The organism is Sanguibacter suarezii NBRC 16159, assembly GCF_001552735.1.
Taxonomy (GTDB): domain Bacteria; phylum Actinomycetota; class Actinomycetes; order Actinomycetales; family Cellulomonadaceae; genus Sanguibacter; species Sanguibacter suarezii.
Genome location: NZ_BCRT01000011.1, coordinates 17,774 through 34,870 on the forward strand (window position 1 = coordinate 17,774; position 17,097 = coordinate 34,870).

General features: G+C 65.2%; 16 protein-coding genes. 13 read left to right on the forward strand and 3 right to left on the reverse strand.

Features of this window, described 5'->3' with window-relative positions; all coding sequences use genetic code 11:
- Positions 1-62 precede the first annotated feature (62 nt).
- The 12 genes from SS2_RS07205 to SS2_RS07260 all read left to right on the forward strand — a co-directional run bounded on the left by SS2_RS07205 (position 63) and on the right by SS2_RS07260 (position 13,148).
- On the forward strand, positions 63-1,736 hold the full coding sequence (locus SS2_RS07205) for a GspE/PulE family protein (RefSeq protein ID WP_066462555.1): 1,674 nt from the start codon (positions 63-65) through the stop codon (positions 1,734-1,736).
- A gap of 71 nt (positions 1,737-1,807) precedes the next feature.
- Positions 1,808-3,301: a type IV pilus twitching motility protein PilT gene (locus tag SS2_RS07210; RefSeq protein ID WP_245643425.1), complete on the forward strand. Its 1,494-nt coding sequence runs from the start codon at positions 1,808-1,810 to the stop codon at positions 3,299-3,301.
- Entirely contained in the window at positions 3,301-4,530 is a 1,230-nt protein-coding gene (locus SS2_RS07215; RefSeq protein ID WP_066462556.1) for a type II secretion system F family protein, read from the forward strand. Before SS2_RS07210 ends, SS2_RS07215 begins: the two co-directional genes overlap by 1 nt.
- A complete protein-coding gene (locus SS2_RS18120) occupies positions 4,530-4,973 on the forward strand; it encodes a type II secretion system protein (protein ID WP_157607226.1) in 444 nt (147 codons plus the stop codon). Before SS2_RS07215 ends, SS2_RS18120 begins: the two co-directional genes overlap by 1 nt.
- A 154-nt stretch (positions 4,974-5,127) precedes the next feature.
- Positions 5,128-5,565: a prepilin-type N-terminal cleavage/methylation domain-containing protein gene (locus SS2_RS18185; protein WP_066462560.1), complete on the forward strand. Its 438-nt coding sequence runs from the start codon at positions 5,128-5,130 to the stop codon at positions 5,563-5,565.
- 86 nt (positions 5,566-5,651) lie between these two features.
- Positions 5,652-7,511, forward strand: coding sequence for an Ig-like domain-containing protein (locus SS2_RS07230; protein WP_169796274.1), 1,860 nt, complete (start codon positions 5,652-5,654; stop codon positions 7,509-7,511).
- Positions 7,508-8,170 carry a type II secretion system protein gene (locus SS2_RS07235; protein ID WP_083941922.1) on the forward strand — a complete coding sequence of 221 codons (663 nt, stop codon included), beginning with the start codon at positions 7,508-7,510 and terminating at the stop codon, positions 8,168-8,170. Before SS2_RS07230 ends, SS2_RS07235 begins: the two co-directional genes overlap by 4 nt.
- A 56-nt stretch (positions 8,171-8,226) precedes the next feature.
- The gene (locus tag SS2_RS07240; RefSeq protein WP_157607228.1) at positions 8,227-9,723 is read left to right on the forward strand and encodes an RICIN domain-containing protein; all 1,497 of its coding nucleotides are present in this window, start codon (positions 8,227-8,229) and stop codon (positions 9,721-9,723) included.
- Positions 9,724-9,725: 2 nt separating this feature from the next.
- Positions 9,726-10,541 carry a prepilin peptidase gene (locus tag SS2_RS07245; protein ID WP_245643426.1) on the forward strand — a complete coding sequence of 272 codons (816 nt, stop codon included), beginning with the start codon at positions 9,726-9,728 and terminating at the stop codon, positions 10,539-10,541.
- Between the two features lie 95 nt (positions 10,542-10,636).
- On the forward strand, positions 10,637-11,686 hold the full coding sequence (gene pilM / locus SS2_RS07250; RefSeq protein WP_066462568.1) for a type IV pilus assembly protein PilM: 1,050 nt from the start codon (positions 10,637-10,639) through the stop codon (positions 11,684-11,686).
- Positions 11,683-12,384, forward strand: a complete 702-nt coding sequence (locus tag SS2_RS07255) for a PilN domain-containing protein (RefSeq protein ID WP_066462570.1) — start codon at positions 11,683-11,685, stop codon at positions 12,382-12,384. Before pilM ends, SS2_RS07255 begins: the two co-directional genes overlap by 4 nt.
- A complete protein-coding gene (locus SS2_RS07260; RefSeq protein WP_157607229.1) occupies positions 12,381-13,148 on the forward strand; it encodes a hypothetical protein in 768 nt (255 codons plus the stop codon). Before SS2_RS07255 ends, SS2_RS07260 begins: the two co-directional genes overlap by 4 nt.
- Before the next feature lie 493 nt (positions 13,149-13,641).
- Here SS2_RS07260 and SS2_RS17355 read toward each other — a convergent pair whose 3' ends face one another.
- The 3 genes from SS2_RS17355 to SS2_RS17935 all read right to left on the reverse strand — a co-directional run bounded on the left by SS2_RS17355 (position 13,642) and on the right by SS2_RS17935 (position 15,677).
- Positions 13,642-13,875, reverse strand: a complete 234-nt coding sequence (locus SS2_RS17355) for a hypothetical protein (protein WP_157607230.1) — start codon at positions 13,873-13,875, stop codon at positions 13,642-13,644.
- Between the two features lie 508 nt (positions 13,876-14,383).
- On the reverse strand, positions 14,384-14,803 hold the full coding sequence (locus SS2_RS17930; RefSeq protein ID WP_245643427.1) for a Fic family protein: 420 nt from the start codon (positions 14,801-14,803) through the stop codon (positions 14,384-14,386).
- Between the two features lie 73 nt (positions 14,804-14,876).
- The gene (locus tag SS2_RS17935; protein WP_245643428.1) at positions 14,877-15,677 is read right to left on the reverse strand and encodes a Fic family protein; all 801 of its coding nucleotides are present in this window, start codon (positions 15,675-15,677) and stop codon (positions 14,877-14,879) included.
- A gap of 222 nt (positions 15,678-15,899) precedes the next feature.
- On the opposite strand from SS2_RS17935, the gene aroC reads away from it, so the two are divergent.
- Complete coding sequence (aroC, locus tag SS2_RS07270; protein ID WP_066462574.1) at positions 15,900-17,087, forward strand: chorismate synthase; 1,188 nt, start codon at positions 15,900-15,902, stop codon at positions 17,085-17,087.
- The last annotated feature ends 10 nt before the right edge of the window (positions 17,088-17,097 follow it).

Genomic DNA, 17,097 nt, shown 5'->3' on the forward strand with positions numbered 1-17,097 from the left:
CGATTGAATCTCGCTGCACGCCCCTGTCCGCGGTGGTGCGCAGCGGTCGGTGAGGGGAATCCATGAAGCAGCTCGGTGAGATCTTGCTCGAAGAGGGTCTGGTGAGCGAGGCGCAGCTGATGGCCGCGCTCGACGAACAGATCATCCGCGGCACCAGCCTGGGGCGCGTCCTGGTGGAGCTGGGAGTGCTCTCCGAAGGGCAGCTCGTCTCGGCGCTGGCCGCTCAGGTGGGCATGCAGTTCGTGGACCTGGACGTGTTCCCGGTGGACCGGAACGCGGTGACCCGTCTCAACGGGTCCGTGTGCCGGCGGTACACGGTGCTGCCGATCGCCTTCGAGGGGGACGCGATCGTCCTGGCGATGGCCGACCCGGGCAACGTGCTCGCCGTCGACGACGTGCGCTCGATGACCGGCATGCAGGTGCTGCCGGTGGTCGCCACGCACGAGGACCTGTCCCGGGCGATCGACCGCTACGTGCGCGCCGACGACGAGATGGACAACCTGACGAATGCCTTCGTGGAGGAAGGCCGCTTGGAGGACGTTGATCTGTCCAAGATCGGCGGATCGGTCGAGGACGACGCGCCGATCGTGCGCTACGTCAACCTCATCGTCACCCAGGCGATCACTGACCGGGCCTCCGACATCCACATCGAGCCGGCCGAGCACGACCTGCGGGTGCGGTACCGGATCGACGGCGTGCTGCACGAGATGCAGCGGTCGCCCAAGAGCATCTCCGCCGGGGTCACCTCGCGCGTGAAGATCCTCTCCGACATCGACATCGCCGAGCGACGCAAGCCCCAGGACGGGCGCATGTCCGTGGTGCACAACGGCCGCAAGATCGACCTGCGTGTGGCGACGCTGCCCACGGTGTGGGGCGAGAAGATCGTCATGCGCATCCTCGACAACTCCACCGCCAGCCTGGACCTGCGCGACCTCTCTTTCGGGGAGGAGAACTACGCGGTCTATTCGGAGGCGTACAACAAGCCGTACGGAATGATCCTTGTCACCGGGCCTACCGGTTCTGGGAAGTCGACAACTCTCTACGCCACGCTCAATGCCGTCTCCAAGCCCGAGATCAATGTCATCACGGTTGAAGATCCGGTTGAGTACCGTCTCGACGGCATCAACCAGGTGCAGGTCAACCCCAAGGCAGGTTTGACCTTCGCTGGCGCGTTGCGCTCCATCCTGCGCTCGGACCCCGACGTCGTGCTTCTCGGCGAGATCCGCGACCACGAGACCGCGCAGATCGCCATCGAGGCCGCGCTCACCGGTCACCTCGTGCTGTCCACTCTCCACACCAACGACGCGCCGTCCGCGGTGACCCGGTTGGTGGAGATGGGCATCGAACCCTTCCTTGTTGGGTCAGCTATCGACTGCATCGTCGCCCAGCGGCTGGCTCGCAAGCTCTGCGGCAAGTGCAAGGTGCCATATGAGCCGGATGAGGTCGAGCTCATCGCCTCTCGCTTTCCGTGGGTGCCTGGGGAGCCCAAGCCGCAGCTCTACCGGACGGGCGGGTGCACCACCTGCTCGGGGACCGGGTATCGAGGGCGCCTGGCCCTCCACGAGGTCATGCGGGTCACCGAAGAAATCGAGCGCCACGCGGTCGCCGGGTCCTCTTCGGCAGAGATCATGAAGACGGCGGTTGACCAGGGAATGCGTAGGCTGCGCGACGACGGCTGGATGAAGGTCGTCCAAGGGCAGACCTCGATCGAGGAGATCATGCGAGTGGTGGCTTAAGGTCCGCTGTCGCGGCGCCGATAAGAAGACGTCACATGAGCACTGTGGCTGTCGACGCGAGAGGCTGACCCATGAGCGAGTCCACCCTGCCGGATGGTGCGGCACCGTTCGCCACCCGGCGAACCATGGCCGACCAGGCCGGACAGTGGCAGCCCCAGTCCGCGGCGGTCCAGCCGGCCCCGATCCAGGGCGCACCTCCCGCCGCAGGCACGCCGCAGCACCCGTCGCAGCGGGTTGCGACGTCTGACCTCATGGCGCTTCGAGCACAGCAGGCAGCGCCTGCTCCCGTGCGGGTGTCTGCCGTCGCTCCACAGCCGCAGGCTCCCGCAGCTCCCCAGCAGCACGCTGCGCCACCCCCTCCCGCTCAGCGTGCCCGTCCGGCGTCGGGCCAGGCCCGCATCGGCATGTCCCGTCAGGTCCAGGACAGCGACGTCGTGCTCGATGCGGTTCTCCGCGAGATGGTCGAGGCACGGGGTTCCGACCTCCACCTGACCGTTGGTGCCCCGCCGATGGTGCGCCGAGACGGCTCGCTCTTTGCCCTCGATCAGCACGCACAGGTCACGCAGGAGAGTCTGCAGCGCACCCTCTATGCGATTCTCACCCAGAAGCAGCGCGAGAAGTTCGAGGCGAACCTCGAGCTCGACTTCTCGTATGCCGTCCGCGGCCTGGCACGCTTCCGCGTGAACTTCTACCAGCAGCGTGAGTCCATCGGCGCAGCCTTCCGCGTGATTCCCTACGACATCAAGCCGCTCGAGGACCTCGGCATCCCTGCTGTGGTGGCTAACTTTGCGGGACTTCCGCGTGGGCTGGTCCTCGTGGCGGGGCCGACGGGGTCGGGAAAGTCCACGACGCTGGCGTCGATCGTCGACCTGGCGAACCGCACGCGCTCGGACCACATCATGACGGTCGAGGACCCGATCGAGTTCTTGCACCGGCACAAGAAGTCCATCATCAACCAGCGTGAGGTCGGGTCCGACACCCACAGCTTCGCGAACGCTCTCAAGCACGTGCTGCGCCAGGACCCAGACATCATCCTCGTCGGCGAGATGCGTGACCTCGAGACCATCTCCGTCGCGCTCACCGCGGCCGAGACCGGACACCTCGTCTTCGCAACCCTGCATACACAGGACGCAGCGCAGACGATCGACCGCATCATCGATGTCTTCCCGCCCGAGCAGCAGGGACAGGTCCGTACGCAGCTGGCCGGCGCGCTGCAGGGTGTGGTCTGTCAGACGCTGTGCAAGCGCGCCGACGGGCCCGGCCGTGCGGTCGCAACCGAAGTCATGATCGCGACACCGGCCATCCGCAACCTCATCCGTGAGGGCAAGACGCACCAGGTGTACTCGGCGATGCAGGCCGGGTCTCAGCAAGGCATGCACACGATGGACCAGCACCTCGCCGACCTGACCCGGGCAGGACGCATCTCCTACGAGACCGGCCTCGAGAAGTGCCAGCACATCACCGACTACAACCGGCTGACGGGGCGGGCGACCGGTTCGACCGCTGGAGCTGGCCTCGCCAACGCGAACATGGGCGGTTCCAGCCACCAGAACAGGACAGTGTGATGGCCACCGGCACGAAGGTTTTCGACTACGTCATCCGGGACAAGCAGGGTGCCCTGGTTAAGGGGCGACTCGAGGCCCCGAACCAGGCTGCTGTGGCAGGCCGCCTGAAGACGATGGGTGTCTCCGCGGTCTCGATCAGCGAGGTGCAGTCGACCGGGCTGCAGCGTGAGATCACCATCCCGGGCTTCGGCGAGAAGATCACGCTCAAGCATCTGGCGATCATGGCACGGCAGCTCGCCACCATGATCAACGCGGGACTGTCTCTGCTTCGTTCGGTGAGCATCCTCGCCGAGCAGACCGAAAGCAAGCCGCTAGCCAAGATTTTGGGACAGGTGCGCAGCGACGTCGAGACTGGTGCGGCCTTCTCGGTGGCGCTCGGCCGACATCCCGAGACCTTCCCGCCGCTCATGATCAACATGGTCAAGGCCGGAGAGATCGGCGGATTCCTCGACCAGGTCCTCGTGTCCGTTGCGGAGAACTTCGAGGACGAGGTCAAGCTGCGCGGGAAGATCAAGTCCGCGATGACCTACCCCGTGGTCGTCTTCGTCATCGCCATCCTCGCCACGACTGGCATGCTGTTGTTCATCGTGCCGGTCTTCGCCGGAATGTTCACCTCCCTGGGAGGTGAGCTCCCGCTCCCGACGAAGATCCTCATGCAGATGTCTGTCGGCGTGAAGTGGGGCGCCATCCCCACAGTCGTTGCCCTCGGCGTGTTCGGCGCGTGGTGGGCCAAGCACAAGAACGACCGTTCGGTCCGTGAGCTGCTCGACCCGTGGAAGCTCAAGGCACCGGTCTTCGGCAACCTCTTCCGCAAGATCGCCGTCGCTCGCTTCACGCGGAACTTCGGTGCGATGATCCACGCGGGCGTGCCGATCCTGCAGGCTCTGGACATCGTCGGGGAGACCAGCGGAAACATCGTCATCGAGAGAGCGACGAAGGCTGTGCAGGAGTCTGTGCGATCTGGTAAGTCGTTGTCGGGACCGCTCGCCGAGCACAAGGTGTTCCCGCCGATGGTGGTGCAGATGATGGCGGTCGGTGAAGACACCGGTGCCCTCGACACGATGCTTGCCAAGATCGCGGAGTTCTACGACCAAGAGGTCGAGGCCACCACGGAACAGCTCACAAGCCTCATCGAGCCATTGATGATCGTCGTCCTGGGCTCGGTCATCGGTGGGATGGTCATTGCCATGTACATGCCGATCTTCGGCATCTTCGACCTCATCCAGTGATGAGCACTCCGCATGGCCACCTTCCAGCGCGTCGGGAGAGCGGGTACCTTCGGCGCAGCGAGAGGGGCTTCTCGCTGATCGAGGTGCTTGTCGTCATCGCGATCCTCGGGATACTCGCAGCGATCGTCGTCCCGCTTCTCATGGGACAGCGTGAGCGTGCCGCCGACGCGACGGTCAAGAGCGACTTGCGCCTCGTGGCCGGGGCGGTCGAGGCGATCCGCACTGTGGGCGCTCCGCTGTCGCAGGCCACCCTGCGTGAGGGACTCCGGCTCACGGCGGGTACGACCATCGAAGTCTACGAGAGTGGCGACAGCTATTGCCTCATGGGTTCCAGGACGACGGGAGTTCGAGGAACTCAGGACTGGACTTATCGCGGGGGCAGCGGACTGGGCGACAGAGACGACGAAGTCTGTGCTGGAACGCTGTCCTTCAACCTTCCGTGATGAGTTCCCTCCAGAGCGGGTGAATTTCACGCGATTGTGACGCAAACCCTCAAGATGTGGACCGAGAAGGTCGATGCAGACGCGTGCGACCCGGTCGACGACATGTGACCGGCTTCATTCTTCATATGACACTGAATCTGAAAAGAGGCCGAGCATGATTGCTCGCATCCACAAGTCCATGAACGAGAAGGACAAGGGCTTCACGCTCATCGAGCTCCTCGTCGTGATCATCATCATCGGCATTCTCGCGGCGATCGCGATCCCGGTCTTCATGAACCAGCGCAAGAAGGCTGTCGACTCCTCCGTGAAGTCTGACCTCCGTACCGTCGCTAACGAGATGGAGACGTACTACACCGACAAGCAGGCGTATATCGCCGTGACGGCGAACGTTGCGGGCACGCCCAAGGTCACGATCGGCGCCGCGCCCGACAACAAGGACGTCGCGCTGAGCCCGGGGAACGTTCTGTCTGCCAAGCTCGTCGGTACCGACGGATACTGCATCACCGGCACCAACGCCAAGGGTGACAAGGCCGTTGCGGGCTTGTACTACAACAGCACCACCGGCGGTCTGACCACCACACCGTGCCCCTGATCACTCAGTGAATATCGTGGGGAATGGGCGCAAGCCCATTCCCCACGAGGCCGCATCCGGACACCTTGACAGGAGACAACACGGCCGTGGACGTTGCCACACCCCAGCCCGATGAAGCGCGACACGGCGTGCACGCTGGCGTCGAGGAGGGCTTCTCTCTGATCGAGGTCGTGGTCGCTCTCTTCCTCATCGGAATCGTCGCTGCCGGGGCTCTCCTCTTCTTCGTGCGCGGCGCGCAGAACGCCTCGCACCTCCAGCGCACCCAGGCCGCGTCGACCATCGCGACGCAGGGCATGGAGCTCGTTCGCTCTATCGACCCCCGCCCGGCCACTCCCGCCGCGACGAGCGGTCTTCTCACGGGTCGCTCGAAGGCCGACGTGCAGGCCGTGTGGGCGGCTGCGGATCCCCAGGACACCGCGCAGACGGTCGCCACTTGGGACGCCATCACCCCCCAGTCCGGCCACGCGAACGACTCTCTCCCGCAGGTCCGTGAGACGACGGCGTCGGGGATGGACTACACGATCACGACTCTCATCGGCACCTGCTACCGCCCCGCTGCAGCCAGCGTCGGAAGGCAGTCGTGCACCGCGGCCAACCTCGTCGGCAGCGTCCAGATGTACCGTGCGACTGTCGTAGTGACTTGGGCGGCAGGGAAGGCCGACCAGTGCGACTCCGGGAGGTGCACCTACCGGCTGAGCGCGCTCATCGACCCGTCGACGGACGCCAGCTGGAACCTCTCCACGAAGCCCGTTGCCTATGATGACGCAGCGAAGTTCTCTGCCGGTGACCCGCTGACGATGATTGACGTCCTTGCGAACGATGTGATCAGTACTGTTACCTCTAACCCGACGACCATCCTCACTGCGCCCGCCTACGGAACTGCAGTTGTCGTCTCGAGCGGTCTGAAGATGGGCGCGATCAACTACACCGCCCCCACGAACTATTCCGGCCCCGTCGAGCTGACCTACAAGCTCCGGGACGTCCAGGGACGCAACTCGAACGAGGCGACAGTCCGCATCGCCGTGCTGCCCAAGGCGGTCAACGACACGGCGACGGTCGCAAGGGGTGGGACGGTCGTCATCCCGGCCGTCGCGAACGACTTGGGCACCGGCCTCGTTCCCTCCATCACCACGCCGCCGGCCGGTTCTTTCGGAACGGCGACTGTGGTCGGGAGCGACATCAGGTTCATTGCGAGCGCCTCGGCGCCACTCACTTCGACCACGTTGAAGTACACGGTCATTGATGCCTCGGCACAGAACAGCCTCCTCGAGGCGACGATCACGATCTCGGTTACCGCCCCGATCGTCTCGGCCACCGACGTGGTAGTAGACATCCCCGCTACGATGACTCCGGGCCAGACCACGCTGGCGATCGGCCCAGCCGGCTACAAGGTCTTCCCGATGACACCGGTCGTCGCGGTGGGCACGACCCCTGCCGCATCGGTTGGTACCCTCACCGGCGCGGGATCCACAGCTATGAAGTACCAACCGAAGGCTGGCACGGTCGGCGTCTACGCTTTCACGTTCCAGCTCGAGGACGCCACGGGCACCCGCTCCGCGACCAAGACCGCGACCATCAGGGTCACACCGGTGGCCAAGGCGTACACGCATACGCCGACAATCACCCGCACTGACAAGCAGACGATCACTGTGATCGGGGCGGGCCTCACAAACATCCCGAATGCCAAGACCACTGGGATCACCTATGCGGTTGCGTCCCCACCCGTCTGCGTGTCCGAAGGGCCAGCCCCGTCGAAGACGGTGAGAACACCGGCCATAGTCACGGTGGCGTCAGACACAGGGTTGGGAGCTTTCGAGTTCACAAGGCCAGTGTGGAGTGGCACGCAGTCCGCGACTTGCACCTTCGGATACACGGTGACGATGACGTATGGCTCACAGCCATTCACGACTCCCGTCGCCACAGCGACAGTGAAGGTGCAGCAGTGAACGCCGGGTGGGGTGGACGTCGCGTCAAGGCTGATCGGGACGCGGGCATGACACTGGTGGAGCTCATCGTGGCGATGGGGATCTTCACGGTCGTCATCGCGGTCTTCATGTCAGGGGTGGTCGTCATGACGAAAGACACCGCGCGCGCCCAGTCGGTCGCGGACGCCGGCGACGAGGTGCGCCGGGTGTTCCAGCGTCTCGACAAGGAGGTCCGGTACGCCTCGGCGATCAACATGCCGGGCACGGGCACGAGCGGGGCCTACTACGTGGAGTACCTTATGACAGCGGTGGAAGCGGGGACGCAGCCGACGTGCATACAGTGGCGTTACGTGCCGTCCTCCGGAACCGTCCAGCGCAGGTCGTGGGCAAACGTCACCGCAGGGGTTGCCCCCAGCGCCTGGTCCACGCTTGCCTCACGTGTGCGCAACAAGCTTCCGGCGGAGCGGCCCTTCGTGTTCACCAAGGCCGGTAGCGTGAACACCAACCAACAGCTGCGCGTCTTCCTCGACGTGGGCCCAGGGACCAACAAGGGCGCTCAGCTCGATTCCCAGTTCGTGGCACGGAACACGGACACCTCGACCACGACCAATGCCGACGTCGACAACAATGGCGCAAGCGACTCGCCCGTGTGCCAGCAACCAGGAACGGGACGCCCGTGAGAGCTCACCGACTCGATCAGACCACACGCCAGCCCGGCGATGAAGGCATGGCCCTCATGACCGCCGTCCTGCTGATCATGGTCGTGGGTGCGCTGAGCGTGCTCATGCTCGGCGTAGTCGTGGCGCAGGTCCAGCCGACGATGTTCGCCGCGAAGAATAGCCGCACGATCGTGGCTGCCGAGGCTGGCGTCGACGCTGCGCTGAGCCAGATGCGGTCGGCAACGGCCGTCCATGCCATCAGCCACCAGGTCCTCGGCGATCCCAGCAAGCTACCGTGCACCGTCCAGGGCCAGGTGAACGGGGTGTCCACCGACTATTCGTACAAGGTGCAGGTCACGTACTTTGACGAGGACCCGAAGGGGCGGAGCGCCGCGTGGCGGTCAACGAACGCTCTGACGTGCGGCGCCACAGGGCTCTCGGCTGCGCCAAGCTTCGCCGTGATCACCTCCGAGGGGCTCGACAGCGGAGTCCCCGGGCTTGCCTCGACGGCTGGGGACCGCAAGCTCGAGACCGTCTACACGTTCCAAGTCACCAACAACAACATTGAGGGTGGGGCGATCTACTCCTTCGGTGTCGCTACGTGCCTGCAGGCGGACGGACAGACGGTCGGTTCGACCATCACGTACGTTTCGGCCGAGCAGTGCCGCACCGACGATCCACGTCGCCTGTGGAGCTGGAAGGATGACTACGGCATCCACCTCGCGGTGACCGACCTAGCGGGATCGACTCCGTTGTGCATCACCGGGCGCCCGAGCAGCGGCGCCGTCAATGCGACGCTGCAAGTCTGCAACGGAGCGAGCAACCAGCTCTTCTCGTGGCACGGCGGTGCTCTCTTCAAGGTGCAGAACGCTGGCAACACCAACTACTCGGGCTTCTGCCTCGGCACCGGTGCGGCATCGAAGAGCGTCCCACTGGGTCTCAAACTCGCCGTCGGTGACTGCGGGAACAACATCGCTTGGTCATCGTTCGATCCCGACGCCCGCGTCGGAGCTGCGAAGGCGTCCGCCACAACCAATCAAATCGTCAACTTTCTCGAGTTTGGGCGCTGCTTCGACGTCACCCAGCAGCAGGTGGGAAAGGCGTTCATGATCGTCTACCCCTGCAAGCAGGACCCCAGCCCGGCCGGCGGATTGCTCGATTGGAACCACGAGTGGTACTACATCGAGCCGCCCAACCAGAAGGGTTCGAAGGGAGCGCAGCAGATCTACGTCAACCAGGAGAAGAACACGACGAAGAAGTACTGCCTCAAGACGCCGTCGACGACGGCGAGCCCGGCATACGTCACGCTCACCACCACGTGCAGCGGTGACGACGTGACCTGGACACGTGATGCGGACACCGGGGTCTACGCGGAGAGCTGGCGTTTCCGCGACCGGTATGATCGGTGCATCTCGATCGGACCCAAGCCGCCCTACGACCCTGCCGCCCCAGATCTTGTCAACTGGTCCACCATCGTCGTCGCGGCATGCTCCGGCGAGCCTGCGCAGAAGTGGAACGCACCGCCGACAGCACAGAACGCATCCCTGGACAACTATCGAGAACTCTCCAACTGATCGTGGAACTGAACGACTTCCTCGTCGACGACGAGTTTTTGCGGACGTTCGCGATCGTCGCGATCGGTGGCCTTGGGCTGCTCGTCGGGTCGTTCCTTAATGTCGTCATCTGGCGGGTACCGCGAGGTGAGTCGATCGTCAGCCCACCGAGTGCATGCCCTGGGTGCGCGGATACGATTCAAGCTCGCGACAACGTGCCGGTACTGTCCTGGGTCCTATTGCGGGGCCGGTGCCGCGCTTGCCGGGCCCCCATCTCCATGCGCTATCCGTTGGTCGAGGCCGGTACTGGTGTCATGTTCGCCCTCGTGTATCTCCGTGTCGGTCCGTCTGTCGAAGTCGTGGCGTATCTCTACCTTGCTGCAATCGGTATCGCGCTACTGCTTATCGATCTTGACGTCAAGCGCCTGCCTAATGTGATCGTCTTGCCCGCCTATCTCGTGCTTCCCGTACTTCTCGCTGTGGCGAGTGCCGTAGACGGAGACTGGTCTGCGATGCTTCGTGCGGCGATGGGGGGGATGCTTTTGTACGCCTTTTACTTCGGTGCCATGGTCGCCTACCCAGGCGGGATGGGCTTCGGAGACGTGAAGCTCGCCGGTGTCCTTGGAATCGGGCTGGCGTGGATGGGGTGGGGCGCACTCGTGGTTGGGGCCTTCGGAGCATTTCTGCTCGGTGGCATCTTCTCCATCGGGCTGGTCCTGAGCAAGCGCGCCCACCGCAAGACGGGTATCCCCTTCGGCCCGTGGATGCTTGCCGGCGCAGCGATCGGCATCGGTTGGGGCGAGGGCATATGGGGTGCGTACCTCTCCCTGATGCAGTGACCGCGCGCAAGATCAGCTCGTGCTTCCCGCCTCAAGGCGGATAACGCCCGTGCCGATAAGCAACTGAGATCATCTGGGCCGAGAAAGGACTTTTTGTGGCCAAGCATCGAGCCATTGGGCTGGACATCGGGACGACTGCGGTTCGCGCTGCCGAGATCGAGTTCACCTCCGACCGCGGCACGCTCGTCAGCTATGCCGAGGTGGCGCTTCCACTGGGAGCGATCCGGGACGGCGAGGTCGCGGACTCGCCCGCAGTCACCTCAGCGCTCAAGGAGCTGTGGAGCAAGGGCAAGTTCCAGTCGAAGGAAGTCATCCTGGGCATCGGCAACCAGCGCGTTGCCGTCAGAGAGCTCTCCCTCCCCTGGATGCCGATGCGCCAGCTCCGCCCTGCGCTCGCCTATCAGGTGCAGGACATGATCCCGATGTCTACGGACGATGCGCTCCTGGACTTCTATCCGACAGATGACTTCGAGGGCGAGAACGGGCGCACCCTCGACGGTCTCTTGGTGGCGGCCGCACGGGACACTATCGCTGCCAACGTTCTCGCGGTGGAGTCTGCAGGGCTCCGCCCGGTCATGGTCGATCTCAACGCTTTTGCTCTGCTGCGCGGACTGACTCACGGCGCGCTGAGGACTCAGACTGCCGCGCTCGTCGACATCGGGGCCCGAATCACCAATGTGGTTATCGTCGACCAGGGCGTGCCGCGCTTTGTCCGTGCACTTCCCCACGGTGGACAGGAAGCCACGGACGCTGTTGCGCGTGCACTCGGTGTCTCCAACAGTGATGCCGAGCGGCTGAAGTCTGAGATCGGCGTCGGCGGAGCGACCCGCCCGGAACACGCTGAGGCCGCGGCGGCGCTGTCGCACGTCTCGAACAACCTCATCGAGGCGATCCGGAACACCTTTACGTTCTTCACCGGAACTCAGAACGGCTCAGCGATCGACATGGTCGCCCTCACCGGTGGTGGTGCCCACCTACCTGGACTGGGCCAGTATCTGGCCAGCGCTAGTCGGCTGAACGTCTCGCTAGGCGACCCTCTGGCCCCGCTGCATGTGGCAAAGAGCCTCGGTGGTCGGGAGCAGTTCATCGGGCACGAGTCGCGCATGGCTCTGCCCATCGGCCTCGCATATGGAGTTGCAGCATGACCTCGATGCTCACAAAGGCGTCCAGCCTTCCGAAGCAGCGCAGCTCCAGCCAGCTCGGCGCACCCCGCATGCCCCAGGTGGACCTCCTGCCACCCGAAGTGCGGGCGGGGCGTGGACTGTCCCAGCTCAAGCGGCTGCTAGCCGCTGGGCTTGTTCTGGTTCTCATTCTCGCGGGTGGGGTCTACGGCTGGGCGCAACTAGCTGACCAGTCGGCCAACGACCACCTCGCAGAGTCCCAGGACGAAGCCTCGGCTTTGGTTCGCGAGAGGCAGAAGTACGCCGAAGTCCCCGCCGTACTCAAGGCGCTCGAGAACATCACGGCGGCACGTGGCTTTGGGATGTCAACTGAAATCCAATGGCGACCATACATCGACGCAATCGCCGCAGTGCTTCCCGTGAACGTGAGCATCGATTCCTTCAACGTCACCCAGGCTGCGCCGCTAGCGCCCATGGTGCTCCCTGCTGAACCGACGGCGCAGATGGGATCCGGGTCAGTGATGTTCAGCGCTCGTTCGCTGACCCTGGCCGATGCCTCACTGTTGCTGGATGCCCTCGACTCTATCCCTGGCTTCGCCGACCCGACCCTGCAGAGCTCGACGATTACGGAAGAAGACGGCACGGTCTATTACGTCGTCACCGCGACCATCCAGGCCGACACGTCGGCGCTGTCCCTGCGATTCCTCGAAGAAGGCCAGTGATCATGGGCAACCCAAAAGCAAAGTCATGGATAACGGGGACCGCAGTGATCGCGATCGCCCTGCTGGTGGGCGCGTGGTTCCTGCTCATTGCTCCGGTCCGGGAGGCCACGGCGGAGACGACGGCCGAGGCCGTCTCCCAGGACGACCGGAACGCACGTGAGAAGAAGCAGATCGAGGCTCTTGCGGCCCAGTTTGCCGACATCGAGACATACCGCGCCCAGCTGGCTGATCTGCGCCAGCAGATCCCCACGTCGCCACGACAGGGAGAGTTTCAGAGCCAGATCGCGGCGATCGCAGTCACGCACTCTGTGACGATCGCATCGCTCACGATCACCCCATCGACGGAGGTCGTGGTAGCTGGACCCGCTACGGCGTCAGCACAAGACGCTGAGGAGAGTGCAGGCGACGAGGCCGCTCCTGCTCCTGCTCCTGCCAATCTGTTCGCCGGGTTCTACCAGATGCCGATCACGATCGAGGTCGTCGGCACCTATCAGAACGTGCTGAGTTTTATGGGTGAGCTGCAGACGATCAACCCTCGGGCGTTCCTCATCACGGGACTGGCAGGAACCGGGCAGAAGCAGGCCGACGGATCGGGTGGGCTTCCTCCGACAGCACCTGGTGACTTGAACCTCGTGATCTCGGGCCAGATGTATGTCTTGGCAGATCCGAATGCTGTTCCTGACGCCATAGATCCCGGATCGATCTCCCCGTTGCCTGTACCGCCACATGAGAAGAACCCACTTTTCCCGGCGGCCGGAAGCTAGCTTCGGTGAGCAAAGGAGGCCCGACCCAGGTGCCGCGCATGCGCCTCTGAGTCCTCCTTGTGTCCGCTGTGGGTGGCAACGACCTGAGACTTTCGGCACCTGACAAAGGGCTGCGAGACCGATTCGCCGCCCCTACACACGCATGAAGTCGCCTGAAGCGCGCGAACCGGGGACTACGTGACGCGCTAGGTCGTCCACCCGGCATGGGTGGTTTCCAGAAGAAAGCCCACGCCGGGATCTGGGGGAGGGCGGGGTCTTGTACTGTCCGGCAGCGTGACAGAGATGCGCTCCGAGTGGGGATCGACCTTGGCGCGAGCTGGGTGGCCGCCGACTCGGAGCCCCCGACGGTGGCAGTGCTGTATGCACGGCAGGGCGTCTTCTTGGCATTGGCCCGTCTGACACACGAGCGAGCTCGAGTGTCGAGGAAGATGCCGACACGGCCGGCTACGCCCAGGAACGCGTATCTGGGGTCGAGATGGCTCCCGAGCCAGCCTCACGGATCACCGTTGCGCACGCTTGGTGGATCGCGAGTGAGGGGTTCCGGCGAAATTTCTAGGTACCGGATCGCGGAAGAGAATTCCGAATGGATGGTTTCTATCGTGGGCTGGCGGTCGGTGAACAGGCGGCTGGCCACCATGTCTTCATGAATTCCGGTGGCCAGTTCGTGTTGGCATATACGTGGCACCAAGTGCTGGCGACGGAGCACCTTCGCGGTGGTCGAGGCCATCGGGGGACAGATGGGTGGGTCTCGGCGGACGCCACCACGCCACGAGCGGTGAACAATCGCGTGTTCTCGACTTCCTTGACCCGCCAGACCTACGACCTGCACCGCCCGCGAACTCCATGCCCGGTCGGCAGACCTGCTGCGGGGCCTGCCGCACGTGTGTGATGCCCTGCGCGGTATGTCTACGATCCGTGGGACGAGATGGTCGTGGTCGCCCACCCGCCGACCGACGAGCCGGACCTGTCCTCCGGGCTGGCTGCGCTGGAGGACTACGAACCGTCCGCTTGGGGTGGCCGGCCGGTGACGATGGTGTTCGAGGGGCTCAGGGTTGTCCATCGTGAGGGCGCGATCGCTGTCCCGGCAGCGGCAGTGCTGGTCCCCAGGGGAGCCAGACTGCTTGAGCGAACAGACGTTCGAGTTTCTGAGATGTGTGCAAACAGGCACGGCTCGGCCGATCGTTCGCGAACGTGGCCCTGTCGCCAGCATCGCGTTCCCGCGAACGGCGGCTGCGTCATCCCTGCGCGGCGCGGTCCGGTGTGGCACGGTGTCGAGCGGGCGCAGGCGGCCCCAGGTGTGGGCGGCGAACCTCCGTGTCACCGGCGCCGACGCGGTTGCTGCGCTCGGTCAGTGCAATGAGTGCAAGGTGCTGGTCAGCAGTCCAACAGATGACTTTGCCCTTGTGGTCCTTGGTGCGGGAGAGGATGCCCACCTTGGCCAGCTCGACGAGTGCGCGGTGAGCTGCCGCCGTCGAGACCCCGTGCTTGCGAGCGGCCGTCTCGATGGTCAGCACAAGATCAGTGGCCAGTGAATCAAGGATGCGCAGCACCACGGCGTCGCGACGAGGCCTGGCGGGTGAGAGCCCGTTGGCGTGGCGGTAGCTGACGAGGTCCTTATGAACCTGTGAGTCAAGGTCACCGAGGTCCGTGGACAAGCGTACTGCGTTGCTTGCAGCGAGCTCTGCTGCCTGCGCAAAGGCGATGTTCCAGTCGTCCAGGCGAGGCGGGTCAGCGCGGCAGGCGGTAGGAGGTCAGTCCGGCGATGTAGGTCGTGGGGTCACCGGCAAAGACGGTGCTGATCGGGATGAGGGTGTTCCGCAGAGCATTCCCGCGACGGAGGACCGTGTGGCTGAGGGTGCGCCCGGTGCGCGTGTTGCCGTCGATGAACGGGTGAATGGTCTCGAACTGCGCGTGTGCGATCGCCGCTCGCACGAGTGGATTTCCCGAGGTCTCGGTGACGAAGCGGGCGAGATCGTCGACGAGGCGCCCCGCCTCAGACTCGGGCGGCGGAACGACGTCGGCGCGCAGCGCGCTCCATCCGGGACCGCCGGCCCAGTTCTGCTCAGTGCGCAGGCCGGGGACCCGCGACGGTACGATCACATGCTGCAGATGCTCGATGTCGGCGGTAGTGACCGGGCGGGTGCGATCGGCAAGGTCGGTGGTCGCTTCCTCCGTCGCCAGGACGTTCGCGACGACATCGAAAGCGACCCGGGTGCCGCTGCTGAGGAGCTCGGCGACGGCCAGCTTCTTGGGGGTGACCCGATTGCCTTCGATCCAGGACGAGGAGGTGCTCTCCGACCGGATGAGGAGGTGATGGAGGCAGCGACCGCGCGCCCCGATGCGCTCGTCAGCTCGGGCGAGAGCCCCGAGAGCATCCTCAGCCGCCTGGTGAGCGGGTTGGCCAACCCTGGGCAGGTGGCTTCGGAGCTCGTCGGGGACGAATGTGCGATAGCGGCCCGGCGCCAGGTCCTTCCGGCTCAGGTGAGCAGAGTCCCGCGGGTTCCACACAAGCTCGACGTAGTGGGCCATGCGATCCCTCCTGACGTCAACAAGTCCTGGTGTAAATCAACTTTAGGAAGACTAAAGATGATTTCCTTCCAGGACGACGGCTACCCATCCGACCCAGCAGGCGCTCGCGGACGGCGGGTCCGGAGTGGCCCTGAACGAGCCCTGGGCGGCGAGCTGCGGGGGGGGCGTCCGACTTACGGGCGCTCGCAGCCAGGGGTCCATCCGTCGTGGGAAGATGCACGCATGCTTCGTTGGCTGACTTCAGGTGAATCGCACGGCCCCGCACTCGTGGGCATCATCGAGGGTGTTCCCGCAGGTGTGGAGGTTCTGACCTCTGACATCCAGGACGCCCTGGCACGCCGCCGGCTCGGCTATGGCCGCGGCGCCCGGATGAAGTTCGAGCAGGACGAGGTGCGCATCCTCGCCGGCCTGCGCCACGGGGTGACCCAGGGTGGGCCGATGGCCATCGAGATCGGCAACTCCGAGTGGCCCAAGTGGGTCGACGTCATGGCCTCCGACCCGGTCGACCCTGCCCTGCTCAACCGCGCCCGCAACGCCCCGCTCACCCGCCCGCGCCCGGGGCACGCGGACCTCGTCGGCATGCGCAAGTACGCCTTCGACGACGCCCGTCCCGTCCTGGAGCGCGCCTCCGCCCGCGAGACCGCGACCCGCGTGGCGCTGGGCACCGTGGCCGCGAAGTTCCTCGAGCAGGCCCTGGGCATCCGCCTGGTCTCCCACGTGGTGAGCATCGGCCACGTCGCCGTGCCCGACGACGCCCCGCTGCCCTCCGCCGACGACGTCGCCTACCTCGACGCCGACCCGGTGCGCTGCTTCGACCCCGCGACCTCCGCGGAGATGGTCGCCGAGATCGACCAGTGCCACAAGGACGCCGACACCCTCGGGGGAGTCATCGAGGTCCTTGCCTACAACGTGCCCACCGGCCTGGGTAGCTACGTGCACGGCGACCGCCGCCTGGACGCCAAGCTCGCCGCCGCGCTCATGGGGATCCAGGCCATCAAGGGCGTCGAGGTCGGCGACGGCTTCCGCACCGCGGCCCGCCGCGGCTCCCAGGCCCACGACGAGATGTCCCGCGGGGACGACGGCGTCATCCGCCGTGCGACCAACCGCGCCGGTGGCATCGAGGGCGGCATGACCAACGGCGAGGTCGTGCGCGTCCGCGCCGCGATGAAGCCCATCTCGACCGTCCCGCGCGCCCTGGCCACGGTCGACGTCGCTTCGGGGGAGCCGGCCACCGCCCAGCACCAGCGCTCCGACGTGTGCGCGGTCCCGCCCGCCGCCGTCGTCGCCGAGGCGATGGTCGCCCTGACCCTCGTCGACGTCGTGCTGGAGAAGTTCGGGGGCGACTCCGTCGAGGAGGTCCGGCGCAACGCCGAGTCCTACCTCGAGGCGATCCCCGAGCTGCTGCGCTGAGGCCGGAGCC

Bases quoted from the DNA above. Each gene is read 5' to 3' on its own strand.
- SS2_RS07210 (WP_245643425.1), top strand. From the start codon at position 1,808: ATGAGCGAGTCCACCCTGCCGGATGGTGCGGCACCGTTCGCCACCCGG.
- SS2_RS18120 (WP_157607226.1), top strand. From the start codon at position 4,530: ATGAGCACTCCGCATGGCCACCTTCCAGCGCGTCGGGAGAGCGGGTAC.
- SS2_RS07240 (WP_157607228.1), top strand. From the start codon at position 8,227: ATGACCGCCGTCCTGCTGATCATGGTCGTGGGTGCGCTGAGCGTGCTC.
- SS2_RS07205 (WP_066462555.1), top strand. From the start codon at position 63: ATGAAGCAGCTCGGTGAGATCTTGCTCGAAGAGGGTCTGGTGAGCGAG.
- SS2_RS17355 (WP_157607230.1), bottom strand. From the start codon at position 13,875: ATGGCCTCGACCACCGCGAAGGTGCTCCGTCGCCAGCACTTGGTGCCA.
- SS2_RS18185 (WP_066462560.1), top strand. From the start codon at position 5,128: ATGATTGCTCGCATCCACAAGTCCATGAACGAGAAGGACAAGGGCTTC.
- SS2_RS07255 (WP_066462570.1), top strand. From the start codon at position 11,683: ATGACCTCGATGCTCACAAAGGCGTCCAGCCTTCCGAAGCAGCGCAGC.
- aroC (WP_066462574.1), top strand. From the start codon at position 15,900: ATGCTTCGTTGGCTGACTTCAGGTGAATCGCACGGCCCCGCACTCGTG.
- SS2_RS07215 (WP_066462556.1), top strand. From the start codon at position 3,301: ATGGCCACCGGCACGAAGGTTTTCGACTACGTCATCCGGGACAAGCAG.
- SS2_RS17935 (WP_245643428.1), bottom strand. From the start codon at position 15,677: ATGGCCCACTACGTCGAGCTTGTGTGGAACCCGCGGGACTCTGCTCAC.